20 protein-coding genes and 1 tRNA gene are annotated in these 19635 nt (G+C 64.1%); 12 read left to right on the top strand and 9 right to left on the bottom strand.

Translation table 11 applies throughout. The features are described 5' to 3' along the window. Window position 1: 1 nt before the first annotated feature. Both sppA and rpsA read right to left on the bottom strand, forming a co-directional pair. On the bottom strand, window positions 2–979 hold the full coding sequence (gene sppA, locus FBZ93_RS12550; protein ID WP_146986274.1) for a signal peptide peptidase SppA: 978 nt from the start codon (window positions 977–979) through the stop codon (window positions 2–4). A gap of 285 nt (window positions 980–1264) precedes the next feature. Beyond that, window positions 1265–2974, bottom strand: coding sequence for a 30S ribosomal protein S1 (gene rpsA, locus FBZ93_RS12545; RefSeq protein WP_146986273.1), 1710 nt, complete (start codon window positions 2972–2974; stop codon window positions 1265–1267). Between the two features lie 505 nt (window positions 2975–3479). Between rpsA and FBZ93_RS40580 the strand changes: the two genes are divergently transcribed. Next, window positions 3480–3653, top strand: a complete 174-nt coding sequence (locus FBZ93_RS40580) for a hypothetical protein (protein ID WP_167529014.1) — start codon at window positions 3480–3482, stop codon at window positions 3651–3653. 87 nt (window positions 3654–3740) lie between these two features. Here the strand turns inward: FBZ93_RS40580 and cmk are convergent, their stop codons facing one another. Continuing rightward, window positions 3741–4370 carry a (d)CMP kinase gene (cmk, locus tag FBZ93_RS12540; RefSeq protein WP_146986272.1) on the bottom strand — a complete coding sequence of 210 codons (630 nt, stop codon included), beginning with the start codon at window positions 4368–4370 and terminating at the stop codon, window positions 3741–3743. Further along, window positions 4367–5704, bottom strand: a complete 1338-nt coding sequence (gene aroA, locus FBZ93_RS12535) for a 3-phosphoshikimate 1-carboxyvinyltransferase (protein WP_167529013.1) — start codon at window positions 5702–5704, stop codon at window positions 4367–4369. Before aroA ends, cmk begins: the two co-directional genes overlap by 4 nt. Window positions 5705–5850: 146 nt before the next feature. On the opposite strand from aroA, the gene FBZ93_RS12530 reads away from it, so the two are divergent. The 3 genes from FBZ93_RS12530 (at window position 5851) to FBZ93_RS12520 (ending at window position 6819) form a co-directional block, all read left to right on the top strand. Further along, on the top strand, window positions 5851–6258 hold the full coding sequence (locus tag FBZ93_RS12530; RefSeq protein WP_074131087.1) for a TIGR02300 family protein: 408 nt from the start codon (window positions 5851–5853) through the stop codon (window positions 6256–6258). A 109-nt stretch (window positions 6259–6367) separates the two neighbouring features. After that, a tRNA-Ala gene (locus FBZ93_RS12525) sits at window positions 6368–6443 on the top strand. A 136-nt stretch (window positions 6444–6579) separates the two neighbouring features. Then, window positions 6580–6819 (top strand): GIY-YIG nuclease family protein, encoded by a 240-nt coding sequence (locus tag FBZ93_RS12520; RefSeq protein ID WP_146986270.1) that lies wholly within the window; start codon window positions 6580–6582, stop codon window positions 6817–6819. A gap of 8 nt (window positions 6820–6827) precedes the next feature. Here FBZ93_RS12520 and FBZ93_RS12515 read toward each other — a convergent pair whose 3' ends face one another. Then, complete coding sequence (locus tag FBZ93_RS12515) at window positions 6828–7289, bottom strand: MarR family winged helix-turn-helix transcriptional regulator (RefSeq protein ID WP_146986269.1); 462 nt, start codon at window positions 7287–7289, stop codon at window positions 6828–6830. A 187-nt stretch (window positions 7290–7476) separates the two neighbouring features. Here FBZ93_RS12515 and FBZ93_RS12510 point away from each other — a divergent pair, with 187 nt between their 5' ends. From FBZ93_RS12510 to FBZ93_RS12475, 8 genes are all read left to right on the top strand, one after another. Continuing rightward, a complete protein-coding gene (locus FBZ93_RS12510) occupies window positions 7477–7902 on the top strand; it encodes an organic hydroperoxide resistance protein (protein WP_076863571.1) in 426 nt (141 codons plus the stop codon). Window positions 7903–8115: 213 nt separating this feature from the next. Beyond that, on the top strand, window positions 8116–9321 hold the full coding sequence (locus tag FBZ93_RS12505; protein WP_146986268.1) for a CaiB/BaiF CoA transferase family protein: 1206 nt from the start codon (window positions 8116–8118) through the stop codon (window positions 9319–9321). A gap of 210 nt (window positions 9322–9531) precedes the next feature. After that, window positions 9532–10848, top strand: a complete 1317-nt coding sequence (gene ugpB, locus FBZ93_RS12500) for a sn-glycerol-3-phosphate ABC transporter substrate-binding protein UgpB (protein ID WP_146986267.1) — start codon at window positions 9532–9534, stop codon at window positions 10846–10848. A 65-nt stretch (window positions 10849–10913) separates the two neighbouring features. Then, window positions 10914–11795 (top strand): sn-glycerol-3-phosphate ABC transporter permease UgpA, encoded by an 882-nt coding sequence (gene ugpA / locus FBZ93_RS12495; RefSeq protein WP_146986266.1) that lies wholly within the window; start codon window positions 10914–10916, stop codon window positions 11793–11795. After that, on the top strand, window positions 11795–12643 hold the full coding sequence (gene ugpE, locus FBZ93_RS12490) for a sn-glycerol-3-phosphate ABC transporter permease UgpE (protein ID WP_146986265.1): 849 nt from the start codon (window positions 11795–11797) through the stop codon (window positions 12641–12643). Before ugpA ends, ugpE begins: the two co-directional genes overlap by 1 nt. Further along, window positions 12643–13725 carry a sn-glycerol-3-phosphate import ATP-binding protein UgpC gene (locus FBZ93_RS12485; protein WP_146986264.1) on the top strand — a complete coding sequence of 361 codons (1083 nt, stop codon included), beginning with the start codon at window positions 12643–12645 and terminating at the stop codon, window positions 13723–13725. Before ugpE ends, FBZ93_RS12485 begins: the two co-directional genes overlap by 1 nt. 170 nt (window positions 13726–13895) lie before the next feature. Next, window positions 13896–14321: an Hsp20 family protein gene (locus tag FBZ93_RS12480; RefSeq protein ID WP_021082592.1), complete on the top strand. Its 426-nt coding sequence runs from the start codon at window positions 13896–13898 to the stop codon at window positions 14319–14321. Window positions 14322–14371: 50 nt separating this feature from the next. Beyond that, complete coding sequence (locus FBZ93_RS12475) at window positions 14372–14641, top strand: DUF1150 family protein (RefSeq protein WP_050404289.1); 270 nt, start codon at window positions 14372–14374, stop codon at window positions 14639–14641. An 86-nt stretch (window positions 14642–14727) separates the two neighbouring features. Here FBZ93_RS12475 and FBZ93_RS12470 read toward each other — a convergent pair whose 3' ends face one another. The 4 genes from FBZ93_RS12470 to FBZ93_RS12455 all read right to left on the bottom strand — a co-directional run bounded on the left by FBZ93_RS12470 (window position 14728) and on the right by FBZ93_RS12455 (window position 19613). After that, window positions 14728–15075: a DUF6665 family protein gene (locus FBZ93_RS12470; protein WP_146986263.1), complete on the bottom strand. Its 348-nt coding sequence runs from the start codon at window positions 15073–15075 to the stop codon at window positions 14728–14730. Window positions 15076–15182: 107 nt separating this feature from the next. Continuing rightward, window positions 15183–16514, bottom strand: coding sequence for an MFS transporter (locus tag FBZ93_RS12465; protein WP_146986262.1), 1332 nt, complete (start codon window positions 16512–16514; stop codon window positions 15183–15185). Between the two features lie 299 nt (window positions 16515–16813). Then, the gene (locus tag FBZ93_RS12460) at window positions 16814–18337 is read right to left on the bottom strand and encodes an AMP-binding protein (protein ID WP_146986261.1); all 1524 of its coding nucleotides are present in this window, start codon (window positions 18335–18337) and stop codon (window positions 16814–16816) included. Window positions 18338–18482: 145 nt separating this feature from the next. After that, entirely contained in the window at window positions 18483–19613 is a 1131-nt protein-coding gene (locus tag FBZ93_RS12455; RefSeq protein ID WP_146986260.1) for a DUF5938 domain-containing protein, read from the bottom strand. Window positions 19614–19635 lie beyond the last annotated feature (22 nt).

Raw genomic sequence — 19635 nt, 5'->3', positions numbered from 1 at the left:
ACTAGTCGGTTCCTCCGGGGGTCCACAGCGCCAGCATGCCGTCGAGCCCGAACCGATCCACCGCCTGGGCTGCGCCACCCTGCTCGATCCGCCGCGCGATGGCGCCAAGGCCGAACGCGTCGAGCGTCATTGACGCCGCGGTGCGCAGGAAGGTGAGGTCGCTGAAGCGCGGATTAAGCGTGTAATTGCGCACCGGCAGGTCGCTTTTGACCTTCTTCTCCGCAACCAGCCAGGCAATCGCGGTCTTTTCGTCCCCGAGCTGATCGATCAGCTTGAGATCGACCGCCTGCCGGCCGGTGAAGACGCGTCCGTCAGCGACCTTCTCCAGCAGGGCGTCGTCCATGCCACGCCGCTCCTTCACCAATCCACGGAACCAGGCATAGGAATCCTTGACCAGCCCCTCGATCGCGGCCCGGGCCTCGGGGCTGGTCGGCTCCATGCCGTTGGGCGCCGCTTTCAGCGGTGAGGATTTGATTTCCTCCATCTTCACGCCGACGGTCTTGAGCAATTCCGAAACGTTGGGAAACTGGAAGAGCACGCCGATCGAACCAACCAGCGAGGTCTGCTGGGCAACGATATGATCGGAGGCGATCGCGGTGATGTAGCCGCCAGAGGCCGCCAATCCCTCGACCACGACGACGAGCGGCTTCTTCGCCTTCAACTGCATCAGCGAGTCGTACAGCTGCTCGGAGCCCGCAGTGGTGCCGCCGGGCGAATTGATATGCACGACAACCGCCGCATAGCTCGACTTGCCGAGCCGCTCCAGCGCCTCGACGCGCTGCTGGTCGCTGCGGATCAATCCGTCGATGTTGATCCGCGCGATCGTGCTCGACGTCGACAAGCTGCCGCGTCCGCCGGCGGCCACCACGCCCACGCCGACGATGGCAGCGATTGCGATGACCGCAGCGGCAACGCGCCAGAACGTCAGCTTGCGCCTGATACGACGACGGTCGACGATCACGTCCGAATCCAGCGACATCGGTCTCTCCAGAAATGGTCAGCGCGAAGTCCGCGCGTTTTGCAGTCGCAGCGTCACTATCAGCTTAGCCAAATACATCAATTGCGACGCAATATGAAGAAAACAACGCCCGCCCATTGACGCATCCGTAGCCCGGATGAAGCGAAGCGTAATCCGGGAAAGCCTCACCGTGGCGAAGAACCCCGGATTTCGCTCCGCTGCATCCGGGCTACGGCAACTTGCCTCCAACAAAAAGGGCCCCGGCTTGCGCCGGGGCCCCATGGTTCGCTCAAATCGCGCGAACGCTTACTTGTCGGTGGCGCGGTTCTTCAGCGCGGTGCCGAGGATGTCGCCAAGCGTCGCTCCCGAATCGGAGGAGCCGTACTGCGCGATGGCTTCCTTCTCTTCGGCAACTTCCAGCGCCTTGATCGAGACCTGCACCTTGCGGGCCTTCTTGTCGAACTGGATGACGCGGGCATCGACCTTCTCGCCGACGGCGAAGCGCTCGGCGCGCTGGTCGTTGCGATCACGGGCCAGCTCGGACCGCTTGATGAAGGTGGTGAACTCGGTGCCCGAAATCCGGACCTCGATGCCGCTTTCCTTCACTTCGAGCACTTCGCAGGTCACGACCGCGCCCTTCTTGACGTCGCCCGGCTCTGCGAAGGGGTCGCCTTCGAGCTGCTTGACGCCGAGCGAGATTCGCTCCTTCTCGACATCGACATCGAGCACCACGGCCTTGACCATGTCGCCCTTCTTGAAGTTGTCGATGACCTGCTCGCCCGGAAGCTTCCAGTCGAGGTCGGAGAGGTGGACCATGCCGTCGACATCGCCCTCGAGACCGAGGAACAGACCGAACTCGGTCTTGTTCTTGACCTCGCCCTCGACCACCGAACCGACCGGGAACTTCTCGACGAAGACTTCCCAGGGATTGCGCATGGTCTGCTTGAGACCGAGCGAGATGCGGCGCTTGACCGAATCGACTTCGAGCACCTGCACTTCGACTTCCTGCGAGGTCGAAACGATCTTGCCGGGGTGCATGTTCTTCTTGGTCCACGACATCTCGGAGACGTGGATCAGGCCTTCGATGCCCGGCTCGAGCTCGACGAACGCGCCGTAGTCGGTGATGTTGGTGACGCGGCCGGTGAAGCGGGCACCCAGCGGGTACTTGGCTTCGATGCCCTGCCACGGATCATCCAGCAGCTGCTTCATGCCGAGCGAGATGCGGTGCGTCTCGTGGTTGATCTTGATGATCTTGACCTTCACGGTCTGGCCGATGGTCAGCACCTCGGTCGGGTGGTTGACGCGGCGCCAGGCGATATCGGTCACATGCAGCAGGCCGTCGATGCCGCCGAGATCAACGAACGCACCGTAATCGGTGATGTTCTTGACCACGCCGTCGATCACCTGACCCTCTTCGAGGTTCTGCACCAGCTCCTGGCGCTGCTCGGCGCGGGTCTCTTCGAGAACCGTGCGGCGCGACACCACGATGTTGCCGCGGCGGCGGTCCATCTTGAGGATCTGGAACGGCTGCGAGTTGTTCATCAGCGGCGCAACGTCGCGGATCGGACGAATGTCGACCTGCGAGCGCGGCAGGAAGGCCACCGCACCGTCGAGGTCGACCGTGAAGCCGCCCTTGACCTGGTTGAAGATGACGCCGTTGACCTTTTCGTTGTTCTGGAACGCCTTCTCGAGCTTGCCCCAGCTCTCCTCGCGGCGCGCCTTGTCGCGCGACAGCACGGCTTCACCGAGCGCATTCTCGATACGGTCGAGGAACACCTCGACTTCGTCGCCGACCTTGAGGTCGCTTTCGCGGCCGGGGCCAGCGAATTCGCGCAGCGCGACGCGGCCTTCGGTCTTCAGGCCGACGTCGATGACGGCCATGTCCTTCTCAATTGCAACCACCTTGCCCTTGATGACCGAGCTTTCCTGCAGGTTGCCGCCGGCAAAGGACTCATCAAGCATCGCCGCGAAATCGTCGCGGGTCGGGGTATAAGAAGACGCAGAATTCGAAACCATTTGTTCTCCAGATGCGGGATCTCGCCGGCCATTCGGGTTGATGGGCGCACCGCGCGTGAAGTGACAGGGTTCCGCAAACCCTGACGACCGCTCATTGCAGGAGGTGCAACAGCGGGCCGGCAGCAAGACTGCACGTTCGGTACGTTTGAAGTTTCCGGAGCGTGATTTTAAGAAAAATATCGACTGCAAGGCCTGGGAGCGGGCGTTCCTCCAGATGCGGCGTCAGTTTTGCTTGAGGATGGCTCAAACCCGGCGCCGGCCCGCCCGGACACGGCCTCGACAGGGTCGATGGTGCTCCGAACGGCGCTGATATAGCCCCGGCGGCCATTTTGGGCAAGCCGGAAACGCCCGATTTACGGGTGCTTAAGGCTGATCGCGCCCGCCCAGCGCTGCAACGCCTTGTTGACCGCATCGCGCGAAATGCGGCGCGAGTGGGCATGGCTGGAACCCGCCCTTAAGCGGTCCGCCCCTTACGATGGCACCGTTAGAAACAGGGGGATTACCAATGAAAAGCTTTATGGTGCTGGCGGCTTTTGCCGTCCTGACGTTTGGAAATGCCGTCGCCGCGATACCCGGTGCCGTATCGGCCGGACCCGCGGCTGCCGCCCGGGCGGCGCAGCCGCTGCTGACCATGGCCGAACAGGAACTGCCGTTCGACCGTTACTGGTCGAAGGACTAACCGATCGATCGAGCTGCCGCTCGCCGGCCCGAAGCGCGATGACCTCGGTCATCGCGCTTTTTTGTTGTCCCGCTCCTGTTGGCTCGATCAGCGCCGGGCGCGGGCCGCCTCGACGATGGCGATGGCGGCGCGGACGCCGGCCTCGATGTCGAGATTGGAATTGTCCAGCGTGTGGGCGTCCGCGGCCGGCCGCAACGGCGCAACGGTGCGGTTCTTGTCCCGCTCGTCGCGCTTGAGGATGTCGGCGAGCACCGCTTCCTCGTCGGCGTCCTCGCCACGGGCGCGCGCCTCCAGGGTGCGCCGCCGTGCCCGCACCCTGGGATCGGCGACCACGAAGATCTTCACGTCGGCATCGGGGCAGATCACGGTGCCGATGTCGCGCCCATCCAGCACGGCACCAGGCGGATCGGCGGCGAACTGGCGCTGGAAGTTGACCAGCGCCTCGCGCACCTTGGGAAAGGCCGAGACGACCGAAGCGCCTTCGCCGACCTTCTGGGTCTTCAGGATCGGATTGCCGAATTTCTCGGGATCGAGCTCGAGTGCGACCGCCACCGCCAGCGCCTCATCGTTGAGATCGGCGCCCATCGCGATCATCGCATAGGCCACCGCGCGGTAGATCACGCCGGTGTCGAGATGGCGATAGCCGTAGTGGTGGGCGAGCCGCTTGCCGAGCGTGCCCTTGCCGGAGGCGGCGGGTCCGTCGATGGCGATGATCATGCGAAGTCAGCTCCGAGCGCGCGCATCATCGGAATGAAATCCGGGAAACTTGTGGCGATGAAGGCTGTGTCGTCGATCTTCACCGGCCGATCCGCAGCACAGCCCATCACCAATGCCGACATCGCGATGCGATGATCCATGTGCGTGGCGACAAGACCGCCGCCGGGAACATGGCCGCGTCCCTCGACGATCAGATCGTCGCCGGAGACCTCGACCTTGACGCCGTTGACGCGCAGCATGTCCGCGGTGGCTTCGAGGCGATCGGATTCCTTGACGCGCAGCTCCTGCAAGCCGCGCATAATCGTGGTGCCCTCGGCAAACGCCGCCGCAACCGCCAGCACCAGATATTCGTCGATCATCGACGGCGCACGTTCCGGCGGCACCTCGACGCCCCTGAGCTTCGAGGCACGCACGCGCAATTGCGCCATCGGCTCGCCGGCATCGCCGCGCACATCGCTCTCCTCGATCGAAGCACCCATTTCGCGCAGCGTGGTGAACAGGCCGGTTCGCAGCGGATTGGTCATCACATCGGAGAACACGACATCGGAGCCTCCGACAATCAGCGCCGCGACGATCGGGAACGACGCCGACGACGGATCGGCGGGCACCACGACGTTGGCGCCGTGCAGCTCGGGCTCGCCGTTCAGCGTGATCCTGCGGCCGTGGCTGCCTTCCTTCTCCGTGGCGATCTCGGCACCGAAATGCTTCAGCATCAATTCGGTGTGGTCGCGGCTCGCCTCCTGCTCGATGACAGTGGTGATGCCGGGCGCGGACAGGCCCGCCAGCAGCACTGCGGACTTGATCTGGGCCGAGGCGACCGGGGTCTTGTAGACGATCGGCACCGGATAGCGGGCACCATGCAGCGTCAGCGGCAGCCTGCCGCCGTCCCCGATGTCGCTGGTCCGGGCGCCCATCAGCTCGAGCGGGTCGAGAATCCGGCGCATCGGCCGCGAACGCAGCGAGGCGTCGCCGTCGAAGATGGCGGCGATCGGGCAGCCGGCGACCGCACCCATCACCAGCCGGCAGCCGGTGCCGGAATTGCCGAAATCGAGCGGGGCTGCGGGCTGGGCGAAGCCGCCGACGCCGACGCCGAACACCGACCAGGCAAACGGCGCCGTCCGCTCCACCTTGGCGCCCAGCGCGCGCATGGATTTGGCGGTATTGAGGACGTCTTCGCCCTCGAGAAGGCCGGAAATCCGGGTTTCGCCGACCGAAAGCGCCCCCAGGATCAGGGCACGGTGGGAAATCGATTTGTCGCCGGGAACGCGGACCTTGCCGGCCAGCGGGCCGCAAGCGCGGGATTCCAGCGGGGTTGGGGTGTCAGAATGGGCCAAGATTGTGTCCTCTCGCGCCGGCGCAGGTATCACATAGGCAACACCGCGTCACGCGCCCGTCACTTGCGCGCAAACCGCTATTGACAGCGGCTGCTCAACTAGCCAAGTGAAGCACCGTTTTTCAGCAAAATTCTGGGATGACCACGTTGGCCAAGTCCGAGCTCGGAACCAAGCGCATTTGCCCGACCACGGGCAAGAAGTTCTACGACCTCAACAAGAATCCGGTGATTTCGCCCTACACCGGTGAGGTCGTGCCGATTGCGCCCATCGCCCCCGCGCGGGGCCGTGGCGCCACCGTCAATTCGCCCGCGACCGCCGCCGACATGCCGGAGCCCGCCGAGGCCGAAGAAATGGTCTCGCTCGAGGAGGCCGATGCCGAGGAGAACACCGGCAAGGTCAAGGCCCAGGTTCCCGAATCCGAGGACGATATCGAGGTCGATGAGACGATCGACGACGATGACGACGACGATTCGACCTTCATCGCCGACGAAGAAGAGGGCGATGAGGACGTGACCGACATCATCGGTGACGTCGGCGGCGACGAAGAGACTTGATAGAAGAGACTTGAGATCGGCGCCGATCTATGATCAACGGTGCTGCCGCGCGAGTCGTCCAGGCCGCGCGGGCCGGGACTGATCCCCCAGGATCGTCCCAACTGGATAAGGGGCCATAGCTCAGCTGGGAGAGCGCTTGCATGGCATGCAAGAGGTCGGCGGTTCGATCCCGCCTGGCTCCACCACGCTTCGCCCTTCGGGCTACGCGTGGCGCAGCCACGAGTTGCCCTAAGGGCGAAGCGTGGTGTCCGGCGTAGCCCGAAGGGCGAAGACGGACGGCCGAGGGCCCTATTCCGGCCCAACGACATTCAGCGGATACGAATGTGGTACGTCTACATCATCCGCAGCATCAACTTCCCTGATCAAGAATACGTTGGCGCCACCGAGGATCTGAAGCGACGGATTCCCGAGCACAACGCCGGCAAGTCCGCCCACACCTCAAAATTCAAACCTTGGCAACTCGTCTGGTACTGCGCATTTCCGGACAAATACAAAGCCCTGGCATTCGAGAAGTATCTCAAATCCCATAGCGGCCGCGCCTTCGCCAAGAAGCGCCTCTAGCCGCCGCCCTACTCCTCCAGCACCGCATTCAACCGGTCGCGCAACGCGACGATCTCGTCCTTCATCGCCAGCAGCTCACCCACCGTGCAGTCCGACGCCGCGAGGATCGACTGCGGGACGGCCTTGGCCTTTTCGCGCAGCGCGTGGCCCTGCGGCGTCAGCGCGATCAGCACCACGCGCTCGTCTTCGGTGCTTCGGGTCCGCCTGATCAGTTCGGCTGCTTCCAGCCGCTTCAAGAGCGGCGTCAACGTGCCGGAATCCAGGAACAGCCGCTCGCCGAGATCCTTCACCGGCACGTCGTCGCGTTCCCACAGCGCCAGCATCACGAGATACTGCGGATAGGTCAGCCCGAGCCGGTCGAGCAGCGGCTTGTAGACGCGGTTGAAGGCGTGCGCGGTCGAATAGACCGCAAAGCAGATCTGGTTATCGAGCCGCAGCGCCTGATCCGCCGCCGTCTGTTTCCTGACCATGATTCCCATCGAATCCATCTCGTTTCCGGGACATTCTGGGCTCACGGGACCGCGAATTCAATTGCGAACAATTAAATGTGAGGCTTCATAATTTATATTGCGCACAATTCAATTGAGTGCAATACATGGGCCGTCGAATTCGGAACCCAAGTCGAAACCTGCAAGTCCAAAACCAAGGGAGACCACGATGTCTGTGAACGTGCTCTACAAGACCAGTGCCAAGGCAACCGGCGGCCGCGACGGCCATGCGGCAACGCTCGACGGCGCGCTCGACGTCAAACTCACCACCCCGAAGGAACTCGGCGGCGGCGGTGGCGCCGGCAACAATCCGGAGCAGCTGTTCGCGGCGGGCTATGCCGCCTGCTTCATCGGCGCGATGAAGTTCGTGGCCTCGCAGGGCGGCCCCAAGGTTCCCGCCGACGCGTCGGTGACCTCGACGGTCGGCATCGGCCCGCGCTCGGAAGGCGGCTTCGGCCTCGCCGTCGACCTCGCCGTCTCGCTGCCCGGCCTGTCACGCGCTGACGCCGAAGCGCTGGTCGAGAAGGCCCACCATGTGTGCCCCTATTCCAACGCGACCCGCGGCAATGTCGACGTCAAGCTGAGCGTCGTCTAATTCTTCGCCTGCCAATGGTCCGCCACGCCTTCCCGCGTGGCGGACTATTTTGTTTGCATGTGCGATGCCAGCTCGCTCCTTCCGGTTCACTTGGCGAACGCGCGCGCCGCCTGCTGCATGGGCCTGCCCCGACGGAAGCATTGCTGCCTTGCCTGAAGACCGTTAGCTCTGGGACCCTCGTTTTCTGATCCCAACTGAGCGAAGGTTGCTTCCATGAATACCCCAGCGGCTACGGGCGCGATGACCGGACTGCGCGTGATCGATCTGACGCGCGTGCTCGGCGGCCCGTATTGCACCCAGATCCTCGCCGACCACGGCGCCGACGTGATCAAGGTCGAGCCGCCCGCCGGCGACGAGGTGCGTGACTGGGGTCCTCCCTTCCACGACGAAGACGCGGCCTATTTCGTCGGCATCAACCGCAACAAGCGCTCGATCGGCCTCGACCTCGCCTCCGAGGGCGGACGCGTGGTGCTGATGAAGATGCTCGAGACCGCCGACGTGCTGATCGAGAATTTCAAGCCCGGCACGCTCGACAAATGGGGCATCGGCAACGACGTGCTGCGCGAAAAATTCCCGCGCCTCGTGCATTGCCGGATCTCCGGCTTCGGCGCCGACGGTCCGCGCGGCGGCAATCCCGGCTATGATGCGATCATCCAGGCGATGACCGGCATGATCGCCGCCACCGGCTCGCCGGAGAGCGGCCCGATGCGCATCGGCGTGCCGCTGGTCGACATCACCACCGGTCTTTATGCCGCGATCGGCATCCTGATGGCGCTGTCGGAGCGGCAGCGCTCGGGGCTCGGCCAATTCCTCGAGACCACGCTGTACGAGACCGGGCTTGCGATCATGCATCCGCACACCGCGAACTATTTCATGCATGGCAAGCCGCCGTCGCTCACCGGCAACGAGCATCCCAATCTCGTGCCTTACGCAATCTTCCCGACCAAGACCGACAACATCTTCATCGGCGTCGGCAATGACGGCACCTTCCGCAAGCTCGCCAAGGAAATCGGCAAGCCGGAGCTCGGCACCGATCCGCGCTTTGCCCGCAACAAGGACCGCATCGCCAACCGCGATGCGCTGCGGGTCGAGCTGGCCGCGGTGTTCAGCCAGCATGAGGCCGAGCCGTTGTGCAACCGGCTGCTCGCCGCCGGACTGCCGGCCGGCCCGGTGCAGAAGATCGACCAGGCGCTGACCAACCCGCACACCATCCACCGCGGCGACGTCATCGCGAAGGATTGGTACAAGGGCGTTGCCTCGCCGATCCGCCTCGAACGCACCAAGCCGAGCCTGCGCCGCACGCCGCCGAACTTCAGCCAGCACGCTGCGGAAGTGCTCGGCGAGTTCGGCTACTCCAGGGACGAGATCAACGGCCTCCTCGACAAGGGCGTGGTCTGCGGTCCCCAGCGCAAGCGCTAGGCCAAGCGCCAGAAAGCACACACCCTGCGGTGCAACGTCGCGTCCGGCGTTGCACCGCACGGGCGCGGCTGCGATCTCCGCCTTTTTTACCGCTTCCCTTTGCTTCGGCTTCCCCCCTACCATGGCTTTCGTTTATACGGTCATTTGAACGTCATCCGGCGCTGATAACGCGCGCAACGAAACATGACGTTCCAACCGGGAGGGGCTTTGATGATTTTTCGACGATTGGGCGCTGCTGCTGTCGCCGCCGCTACGCTTGCATTCGCGTCGCCTGCATTTGCGGTGACCGAGATTCAGTGGTGGCACGCGATGACCGGCGCCAACAATGACGTCATCGTCAAGCTGGCCAACGACTTCAACGCCTCGCAGTCCGACTACAAGGTGATCCCGACCTACAAGGGCGGCTACGCCGACACCATGAACGCCGGCATCGCCGCCTTCCGTGCCGGCAACGCACCGCACATCATGCAGGTGTTCGAGGTCGGCACCGCGACGATGATGGCCGCCACCGGCGCCGTCAAACCGGTCTACAAGCTGATGGCCGACGCCGGCGAGAAGTTCGATCCGAGCGTCTATCTGCCCGCGATCACCGGCTACTACTCGACCTCGAAGGGCGAGATGCTGTCGTTCCCCTTCAACTCGTCGTCGACCGTGATGTGGGTCAATCTCGACGCGCTGAAGAAGGCCAACATCGCGGAGATTCCGAAGACCTGGCCGCAGGTGTTCGAGGACGCCAAGAAGCTGAAGGCGGCCGGCTACAATACTTGCGGCTTCTCCGGCTCGTGGGTCACCTGGGTCAATCTCGAGCAGCTGTCGGCCTGGCACAACGTGCCGCTCGCCAGCAAGGCCAACGGCCTCGACGGCTTCGACACCGTGCTCGAATTCAACGGCCCGCTGCAGGTCAAGCATCTCGAGAACCTGGTCGAGCTGCAGAAGGACAAGACCTACGACTATGCCGGCCGCACCAACACCGGCGAAGGCCGCTTCACCTCGGGCGAGTGCCCGATCTACCTGACCTCGTCGGCGTTCTTCGGCAACGTCAAGGCGCAGGCCAAGTTCAACTTCACCGCAGCCCCGATGCCGTATTATCCCGACGTCAAGGGCGCGCCGCAGAACTCGATCATCGGCGGCGCCTCGCTCTGGATCATGGGCGGCAAGTCGGCCGAGGAATACAAGGGCGTGGCCAAATTCCTGACCTTCCTCTCCGACACCGACCGCCAGGTCTGGATCCACAAGGCCTCGGGCTATCTGCCGATCACCAAGGCAGCCTATGCAAAGGCCAAGGAAGAGGGCTTCTACAAGGACCAGCCCTATCTCGAGACCCCGCTGCTCGAGCTCACCAACAAGGAGCCGACCGAGAATTCCCGCGGCCTGCGCCTCGGCAACATGGTGCAGCTGCGCGACATGTGGTCGGAGGAAATCGAGCAGGCGCTGGCCGGCAAGAAGACCGCCAAGCAGGCGCTGGACTCGGCCGTCGAGCGCGGCAACCAGATGCTGCGGCAGTTTGAAAAGTCCGCCGTCCACTGACATGATGGTTTGAGCCCATCAACCGGCAGGCCGCGAGCCCGCGGCCTGCCAATTCTTCCGAGATCATGCAAAAGCAAGCGATTTTCCAATCAAAGCTGTTGCCTTACGCGCTGGTTGCCCCGCAACTCGCGATCGTGCTGATCTTTTTCTACTGGCCGGCCGCACAGGCGGTGATCCAGTCCTTCCTGCTGCAGGACGCCTTCGGCCTGTCGACCAGCTTCGTGTGGTTCGAGAACTATCTCGAGCTGTTCAAGGAGCCGGCCTATTTCGCCGCCATCATCCGCACCTTCGCGTTCTCGTTCGCGATCGCGGTGTCCTCGCTGTCGTTTGCGCTGCTGCTCGCTGTCATGGCCGACAAGCCGCTGCGCGGCTCGACGCTCTACCGCACGCTGTTGATCTGGCCGTATGCGGTGGCCCCGCCGGTCGTCGGCGTGCTCTGGGTATTCATGCTGCACCCCTCGCTCGGCGTGCTGTCGCGCTATCTGCGCGCCATGGGCGTTGACTGGAATCCGCTGCTCGACGGCGACCAGGCCGCGGCCCTGATCATCCTCGCCGCGGCGTGGAAGCAGATCTCCTACAATTTCCTGTTCTTCCTCGCCGGGCTGCAGAGCATCCCGAAGAGCGTGATCGAAGCCGCCGCGATCGACGGCGCGCGTCCGATGCGGCGGTTCTGGACCGTGATCTTCCCGCTGCTGTCGCCGACCATCTTCTTCCTGCTGGTCATCAACATCGTCTACGCCTTCTTCGACACGTTCGGCATCATCGACACGATGACCCGCGGCGGCCCCGGCAAGGCGACGGAAACGCTGGTCTACAAGGTCTATACCGACGGCCTGCTCGGCGGCAATCTCGGCTCCTCGGCGGCGCAGTCGGTCATCCTGATGGTCATCGTGGTCGTGCTGACAGGCATCCAGTTCCGCTTCGTCGAGCGCAAGGTGACCTACTGATGGTCGAGGAAGAAGGCTTCCAGCGCTATCTGGCTCACGCCATCCTGTGGATCGGGATCGCGATCGTCGCCTTCCCGGTTTATCTCGCGATCGTCGCCTCGACCCAGGACAACGCCGTCATCGCCAACGGCCAGATGTCGCTGCTGCCCGGCGGCCATTTCCTCGAGACCTACTACCAGACGCTGTTTGTCGGCACGAGCGGCTCGACCCGCGAGCCGGTGCTCAACATGATGCTGAACTCGCTGGTCATGGCGCTCTTGATCGCGGTCGGCAAGATCGCGATCTCGATCATCTCGGCCTACGCGATCGTGTATTTCCGGTTTCCGTTCCGGATGGCGATCTTCTGGATCATCTTCATCACCCTGATGCTGCCGGTCGAGGTGCGCATCTATCCGACCTACAAGATCGTCGCCGATCTGCATCTGCTCGATAGTTACGCCGGCCTGTCGCTGCCGCTGATTGCGTCCGCCACCGCGACGCTGCTGTTCCGGCAGTTCTTCATGACCGTGCCGGATGAATTGCTGGAAGCCTCGCGCATCGACGGCGCGGGCCCGTTCCGCTTCTTCTGGGATACGCTATTGCCGCTGTCGCGCACCAACATGGCCGCGCTGTTCGTGATCCTCTTCATCCTCGGCTGGAATCAATATCTCTGGCCGCTGTTGATCACCACGCGCGACGACATGCAGACCATCCAAGTCGGCATCCGCAAGATGATCACCACGACCGACGCGCTGACCGAATGGCCGGTCGTGATGGCCACCGCGCTGCTCGCGATGCTGCCGCCGGTGTTCGTCGTCGTCGTGATGCAGAAACTGTTCGTGCGCGGATTGGTGGAGACGGAAAAGTAATGGCCAACGTCACGCTGCGCAGCGTCCGCAAAACCTATCCCGGCGGCTTCGAGGCCATCAAGGGCGTCGATGTCGACGTCGGTGACGGCCAGTTCTGCGTGCTGGTCGGCCCCTCCGGCTGCGGCAAGTCCACGCTGCTACGCATGGTCGCCGGGCTCGAGACCATCACCGGCGGCGAGATCGATATCGGCGGCCGCGTCGTCAACCAGGTCGAGCCCGCCGATCGCGACATCGCGATGGTGTTCCAGAACTACGCGCTCTATCCGCACATGAGCGTCTACAACAACATGGCCTACGGCCTGCGCAACCGCGGCATGGCCGAAGCCGAGATCAAGACCCGCGTCGAGGAAGCCGCGCGCGTGCTCGAGCTGTCGCCGATGCTGGAGCGCAAGCCGCGCCAGCTCTCCGGCGGCCAGCGCCAGCGCGTCGCGATGGGCCGCGCCATCGTGCGCCAGCCGAAGGTGTTCCTGTTCGACGAGCCGTTGTCGAACCTCGACGCCAAGCTGCGCATCGCGATGCGGGTCGAGATCCGCAAGCTGCAGCGCCGGCTCAACACCACGTCGATCTACGTCACCCACGACCAGCTCGAGGCGATGACGCTGGCCGACATCCTCGTCGTCATGAATGGCGGCCAGGTCGAGCAGATCGGCAATCCGCTGGATATCTACCAGCGGCCTGCGACCACCTTCGTGGCCTCCTTCATCGGCGCGCCGCCGATGAACCTGATGCCGCTGCGCTCGGACGAGCTGACGTCCCAGATCGCGGGCGCCGATGGCGCAGGGATCGTCGGGATCCGGCCGGAGGATTTCGTGATCTCCAGCGAGACCATATCGGGCGGTGTCGCGCTCGGCCTGACAGTCGAGGCGATCGAGCATGTCGGCGCCGAGACGTTTGTTTATGGCAGCCGCCAACGCGAGGAGCAGGGGGTTGCCGCCAATCCGGGCGAGCTGCCGCCGGGCGAGGTCATCGTCCGGGTTCCCGGCGCCACCGGCCCTGCGATCGGCGAGCGGATCCGGGCGGTCGCCCCACGCGACAAACTGCATCTTTTTACCGCTGATGGCCGGAAGCGGGTCGCAGGGTAACCGATCGAGAAGAATTTGCCCTCATGTTGCGGGCGTTTAGGCTGGTTTCGGGGCTGCTTGAACGCTATCCAGATCGCCCCCATATCCCTCACTGACCGGAGGCCAGACGGCCCGCCGGTTGCATGGGGCGCCGCAAGGGCCCCTCAAAGTCGCTTCGAGAGGACTTTGTAATGTCTCGTGTTCCATCGTTGTCCAGTCCGTTCCTTCTGGGATTCGACGAGATCGAGCGTGCGCTCGACCGCGTCGTGAAGGGCGCTGACGGCTATCCTCCCTACAACATCGAGCGGTGCGACCGTACCAACGGGCAGCCTGAGCGGCTCCGCATCACGCTGGCCGTGGCGGGCTTCACCCGCGACCAACTCGATGTAACCATTGAGGAAAATCAGCTCGTCATCCGCGGCCGCCAGCAGGACGACAAGGCTCGGCAATACATCCATCGCGGCATTGCCGCGCGCCACTTCCAGCGCACCTTCGTGCTGGCGGAGGGGATGCAGGTGCTGGGCGCGGATCTGAAGAACGGGTTGTTGTCGATTGATCTGGCCAGGCCGGAACCTGAACGGGTCATTAAGACAATCGCTATCAATGAGCACGAATAATAGAAACAAGGAGCGGACTCGACCGCTTATCTGACTGAGGAGTCGAGACCATGAGTGACATGAGTACCACCACCATCGAATCCAGCAACGTCACGCCGGAAGCGCTGGCTCATCTGGGCGAGGGCCACATCGCCTATGTGAAGCAGGTCCGTTCCGAGGACGTGCCCGATCTCTTTCCGCAGGCGCCGAAGATCGCGCCGGGCCTCAAGCTGTTCGCACTGCATGCCGCCGACGGCACGCCGATCATGCTGACCGACAGCCGCGAAGCCGCGATCGCCAACGCCTGGAGCAACGAGCTGCAAGCCGTCAGCGTCCACTGACACAAATTTCCTGATCGGGTGCTGAATTCAGCACCCGCGAATTCAATGCGCGGGCAGGCCTCGACCTGAGGCGGCCCGCGCATTTTTTATGGCGATGCGGACGATGCAGCGAGCATCGGACCCATGCTGAGCTGCACCTCGCCGGGAACGTTGTAGTCGCGCATCAGCATGCGGTTGTTGCGCAGCCCGCACGCCTCCCGCTGCACCACGAACATCCAGAGCGCATGGCCGGCTTCCCGCACCAGGGTGCGCCGTGCCTGCTGCGCCGGCGCTGATGCATCATCGCGCGGCTGCGCGGCATCGAACTCGCGCAGTCTGGCGAGCGCCTGTTCCAGCGCGCGGCCCATGCGGCCGAGCGCACTCGCTCTCTCTTCAGCCAGCTCGTAAGCGAGAACGTCGACGGGAACGCGATCAAGACGAAAGTCGCGGGACATCAGTCATTCCTGGGATCGCATGCGCAACACGCGCCCACTGTCTTCCCCGGTGCCCGCTTGTCAATAGGCGCTGGCCGCGTTCCATCCGACGGTCACGGAACATTCGATCAAGGCCTGTCGTGCTCCTCGGAAATGTCCTTGTTGGTGTAGTCGGGCATCATAGCGGTCGCGGCAATGCTGACCACCGCGCAGAACAGAATGTAGAGCGCGATCGCATAACCTGATCCGGTGGCCGCGAGCAGCGCGGTGGCGATCAGTGGCGCCGGTCCGCCTGATATCACCGAGGAGAGCTGATAGCCGATCGAGCAGCCGCTGTAGCGCAGCCGCGGGGTGAAGCACTCGGCGATCAATGCAGCCTGCGGGCCATACATCAGGTCGTGCGGCACGAACGACAGCACGATGGCGATGAAGATCAGCACCGGCGCCGCAGTGTTCAGCAGGCCGAAATACACGAAGCCGAACAACCCGGTCAGGACGGAGCCGATCAGATACATGCGCTTGCGCCCGATGCGATCCGACAGGTGCCCGGCCAGCGGAATCGTCACGAGCGAGAGGACGCCAGCACAGATCAGGCAGATGAGCAGGAAGTCGCGGTCTTGATGGATGACCTGAGTGCCGTAGGCGAAGACGAACGCCAGGTAGATATAGGCCGGCGCCTGTTCGGCCATCCGCGCCAGCGCCGCGAGAATGATGGATCGCGGTTGACGCTTGATCACCTCGAGGACCGGGACTCGTGCGACACGGTTCTCGGCCACGATCCGGCGGAACGTCGGCGTCTCCATGATGCCGAGCCGGATGTAGAGCCCGATGGCGATCATCACGAGGCTGAGCAGGAACGGGATCCGCCAGCCCCAGACCAGGAATTGATCGCCGGACAGACGGCTGAACACCAGCACCGCGATGTTCGCCAGCAACAGCCCGGCGGGACCACCGAGCTGCGGCCATGAGGTGATGAAGCCGCGATGCTGGTTGGTGCGCGCCCACTCCATCGAGAGCAGCACCGAGCCGCCCCACTCACCGCCGACGCCAACACCCTGGATGAAACGGATGACGGTCAGGATCACCGCACCCCAGATGCCGATCTGGTCATAGGTGGGGACGAGGCCGACCGCCGCCGTGGCAAGCCCGGTCAACAGCAACGTGGCGATCAGTGCGCCCTTGCGGCCGATGCGATCGCCATAATGGCCGAAGATCGCGGCACCGATCGGTCGCGCGATGAAGCCCACCGTGTAGATCGCGAACGCCTCCAGCACGCCGACAAGGGGATCGGACTTCGGGAAGAACAGCTTGCCGAACACGAGCCCGGTCACCGTGCTGTAGAGCAGGAAGTCGTACCATTCGATGGTGGTGCCCACGGTGCTGGCGATCAATGCGCGACGCAATTGCGCCTGATGCTCGGCTTCCGGCAGTGGGGTGGTTGCAATGTCCAATGTCGTCATTGTGCATCTCCCTGGCCGACATATTCGGCCTTCTGGAATGCGTTGCGCCACCGTCCACCGCGGTGGACGATGCTATCGATGCCCGATTGCCAGTTTGGTTGGGGCGGCGTCGCCAATGCGCGGGTCGCGCCCATGCAGGGCCCCGGGAAGCCGGTCCCTGGATCGCGAGCGGCCCAACCGATCGCCATCGCGGGAGTACGACGTCCCTTGTGACACGGTCTTGCAAACCGAAATCTAGCCCTTCGGCCTGCCCGGTAAATTCGACCTTGGTCTGTGGTTTACGCCAGTTGCTCGAATGCTCAGGTCAGTCGCGCGCGGATGTCCGGCTTCAGCACCTTGCCGACCTTGGAGCGTGGAAGATCGTCCCAGACCTCGATCTGCTTCGGCGTCTTGATGCTGCCGATCTGCTGCTTGACGAACGCCGCCAGCGCAATCGCATCGACGGTGTGGCCGGCGCGCGGCTGCACCACGGCGACGATGCGCTCACCCCATTTGTCATCGGGCAATCCGATGACAGCACAATCCTGCACCGCCTCATGGGCGCGCAACGCATTCTCGACCTCGATCGAGTAGACGTTGAAGCCGCCGGTGATGATCATGTCCTTGGCGCGGTCGACGATATAGAGGTAGCCGTCGCCATCGATGTAGCCGATGTCGCCGGTGTGGTGCCAGCCATGCACGGATGCTTCGCGCGTCGCCTCCGGGTTCTTGTAGTAGCCATCCATGACAAGCGAGCCGCGCACCACGATCTCGCCGCGCGATCCCGCAGGCAACAGCTTGCCGTCGCCATCCATGATGCCGGCCTGCACCAGCGGACCGATCCGCCCGGCCGACGCAAGTCGTTCCGTCGCGATGGTGCCGTCCGGATTGTAGTGATCGGCCGGCGGCATCATCGAGATCATCATCGGCGCCTCGGTCTGGCCGAACAGCTGCGCCATCGGCCCGATCCGCTGCAACGCCTCCGCGAGCCGCGTCGCCGAGATCGGCGCCGCGCCATACCAGAAGCACTGCAATGAGCTGCGATCAGCCGCGTCGAGCCCGGGATGATCGAGCAGCATGTAGATCACGGTCGGCGGCAGGAAGGTGTGGGTGACACGGTAGCGCTCGATCAGCGCCAGGAACTCGCCGATGTCAGGGTGGTGCATGATCACGACCCGACCGCCGAGCGTCATGATCGGAAAACACAGCACGCCGGCGGCGTGGGTCAGCGGCGCCAGCGCAAGGTAGATCGGACGGCCCTTGAACGGGTAGCCCATCAAGGTCAGCGCGGTCATCGCCTCGATGTTGCGACCCGACAGCATCACGCCCTTCGGCTTGCCGGTGGTGCCTCCGGTGCCCGGGATCATCGCAAGGTCGTCGATCGTGTCGCGTTGATAGTGATCGTCGGCGAGCCCGGAGAGCCAGCGGTCGAACGACGGCGCGAACGGCAATTCGGCATCGAGACAGACCAGCGCGCGCAGCTTGGGCAGGTCCTGCCTGACGGCTTCGACCATCGGCGCGAAACTGGAATGAAACAGCAGCAGGCTGCAATCGAACTGGTCGAGGATGAACTTGTTCTCGGCCGCCTCGTTGCGCGGATTGATCGGGCACCACACCGCGGCAGCGCGCGAGATGCCGAACACGCAGGCGAAGGCGAGCGGATCGTTGCCGGACAGGATCGCGACCTTGTCGCCGGGCGCGATGCCCGACCGCTCGAGCCCGCGCGCGATCCGGTAGCTCAACCGCTGCACCTCGCCATAGCTGAGGTCGCTTCCATCCATGGTGAGGCACGGCGCGTCGGCACCGAGCGAGGCACCCTTGTCGAGATAATCGATGAAGCGCATGGCGGGCCTCGCGAGCGGGCGCGGGTGACGCGCGACTGCGTCACCCGCGGATAGTGCGTCTTCGAGCAAGGCGGATACCAGTCCGCTTTGACGAAAACGCTTCAGGGAGCGGAGTGCTCAGCCCCGATCCGATCGGGGCTCAAGCTTAGTCGTGCACGGTCAGGACCGGCTTGCCGACCAGGCCGAAGCTGCGCAACTGCCCGAGCAGCTCGTGATGGCCGAACGCCTGGCAGCCGGAGGCGAAGCCAGTGCGCTTGGGCGGCTGCTGCAGCAGGTGCGCCGCGGCAAAGGCCTGCAGCATGCCGGTCTGCTTGTAGTTGCTGTTGCCGTAAATGACGCAGTGCGCGCGTCCCAGCGGGCCGGAGGCATACACCGAATCCAACGACTTGTTGACGCGCGGGTTCTCGCGCGGCGGCATGGTGTTCATCACGCCGGCCGCGGTCTGCGCCAGCGCGGCGTAGCGCTCGTCGGGCTTCATGTCCTTGGTCGCCTCCAGCGCGGCGGCGACGATCTGCGGCACGCCCAGCATCAGCGCACGATTGAACACGCCGCCCAACACCTTCACGTTGGCGACGCGCGGATCGCGCTTGAACCACACCGGGTGCGAGGTGCCGCCCCAGGGCAGCGCCAGCGCCAGCTCATGCTGGCCGGGGATCGCGAGGTTGTAGAGGCCGGCATCGGGCTGATGCTCGACATACTTGTTCTGCTCGAGGTAGTAGGCCTTGGCCATCGCGGCGTTGACCAGGATGGTCTGCGTCGAGGCGATGGTCGGGCTGCCGCCCCAGAACACCGCGATATCAAGCGTGTCGAGGCCGGGCGTCTCCAGGCACAGCTGCGCGGCGATCTCGCCGGTGGTGTACATCTGCGCGATGCCCGGCGCCAGCAGCAGGCCGGCATTGCCGAACTTCGCGCCGAACTCCTGCTCGAGGGTGATCAGCCAGTCCTGCTCGCCGGTGGTGTCGGTGTAGTGGCACTTGGCAGCAAGGCAAGCCTGCACCACCTCGACGCCGAACTTCGCGAACGGGCCCACGGTGTTGAGCACCACCGAGGCGCCCTTGAACAGCTCGGTCAGTGCGGCCGCAGTGTGCGGCACCGTCACCACCTCATAGTCGGCGGTCTCGATGCCGGCCACGTTCGACTTCATCGCGGCGTTGAGCTTGTCGGCGCTGCGGCCGGCGGCGATGAAGGGGATGTTGTACTCACGCAGATATTCGCAGACCAGCCGGCCGGTGTAGCCGGACGCGCCATAGACGATGACGGGCTTCTTCTCGCTCATTGCGATCCTCCGAAATGCTTGT

Source organism: Bradyrhizobium macuxiense (assembly GCF_007993935.1).
Taxonomy (GTDB): domain Bacteria; phylum Pseudomonadota; class Alphaproteobacteria; order Rhizobiales; family Xanthobacteraceae; genus Bradyrhizobium; species Bradyrhizobium macuxiense_A.
This window is presented reverse-complemented; position numbering and strand designations above follow the sequence as displayed.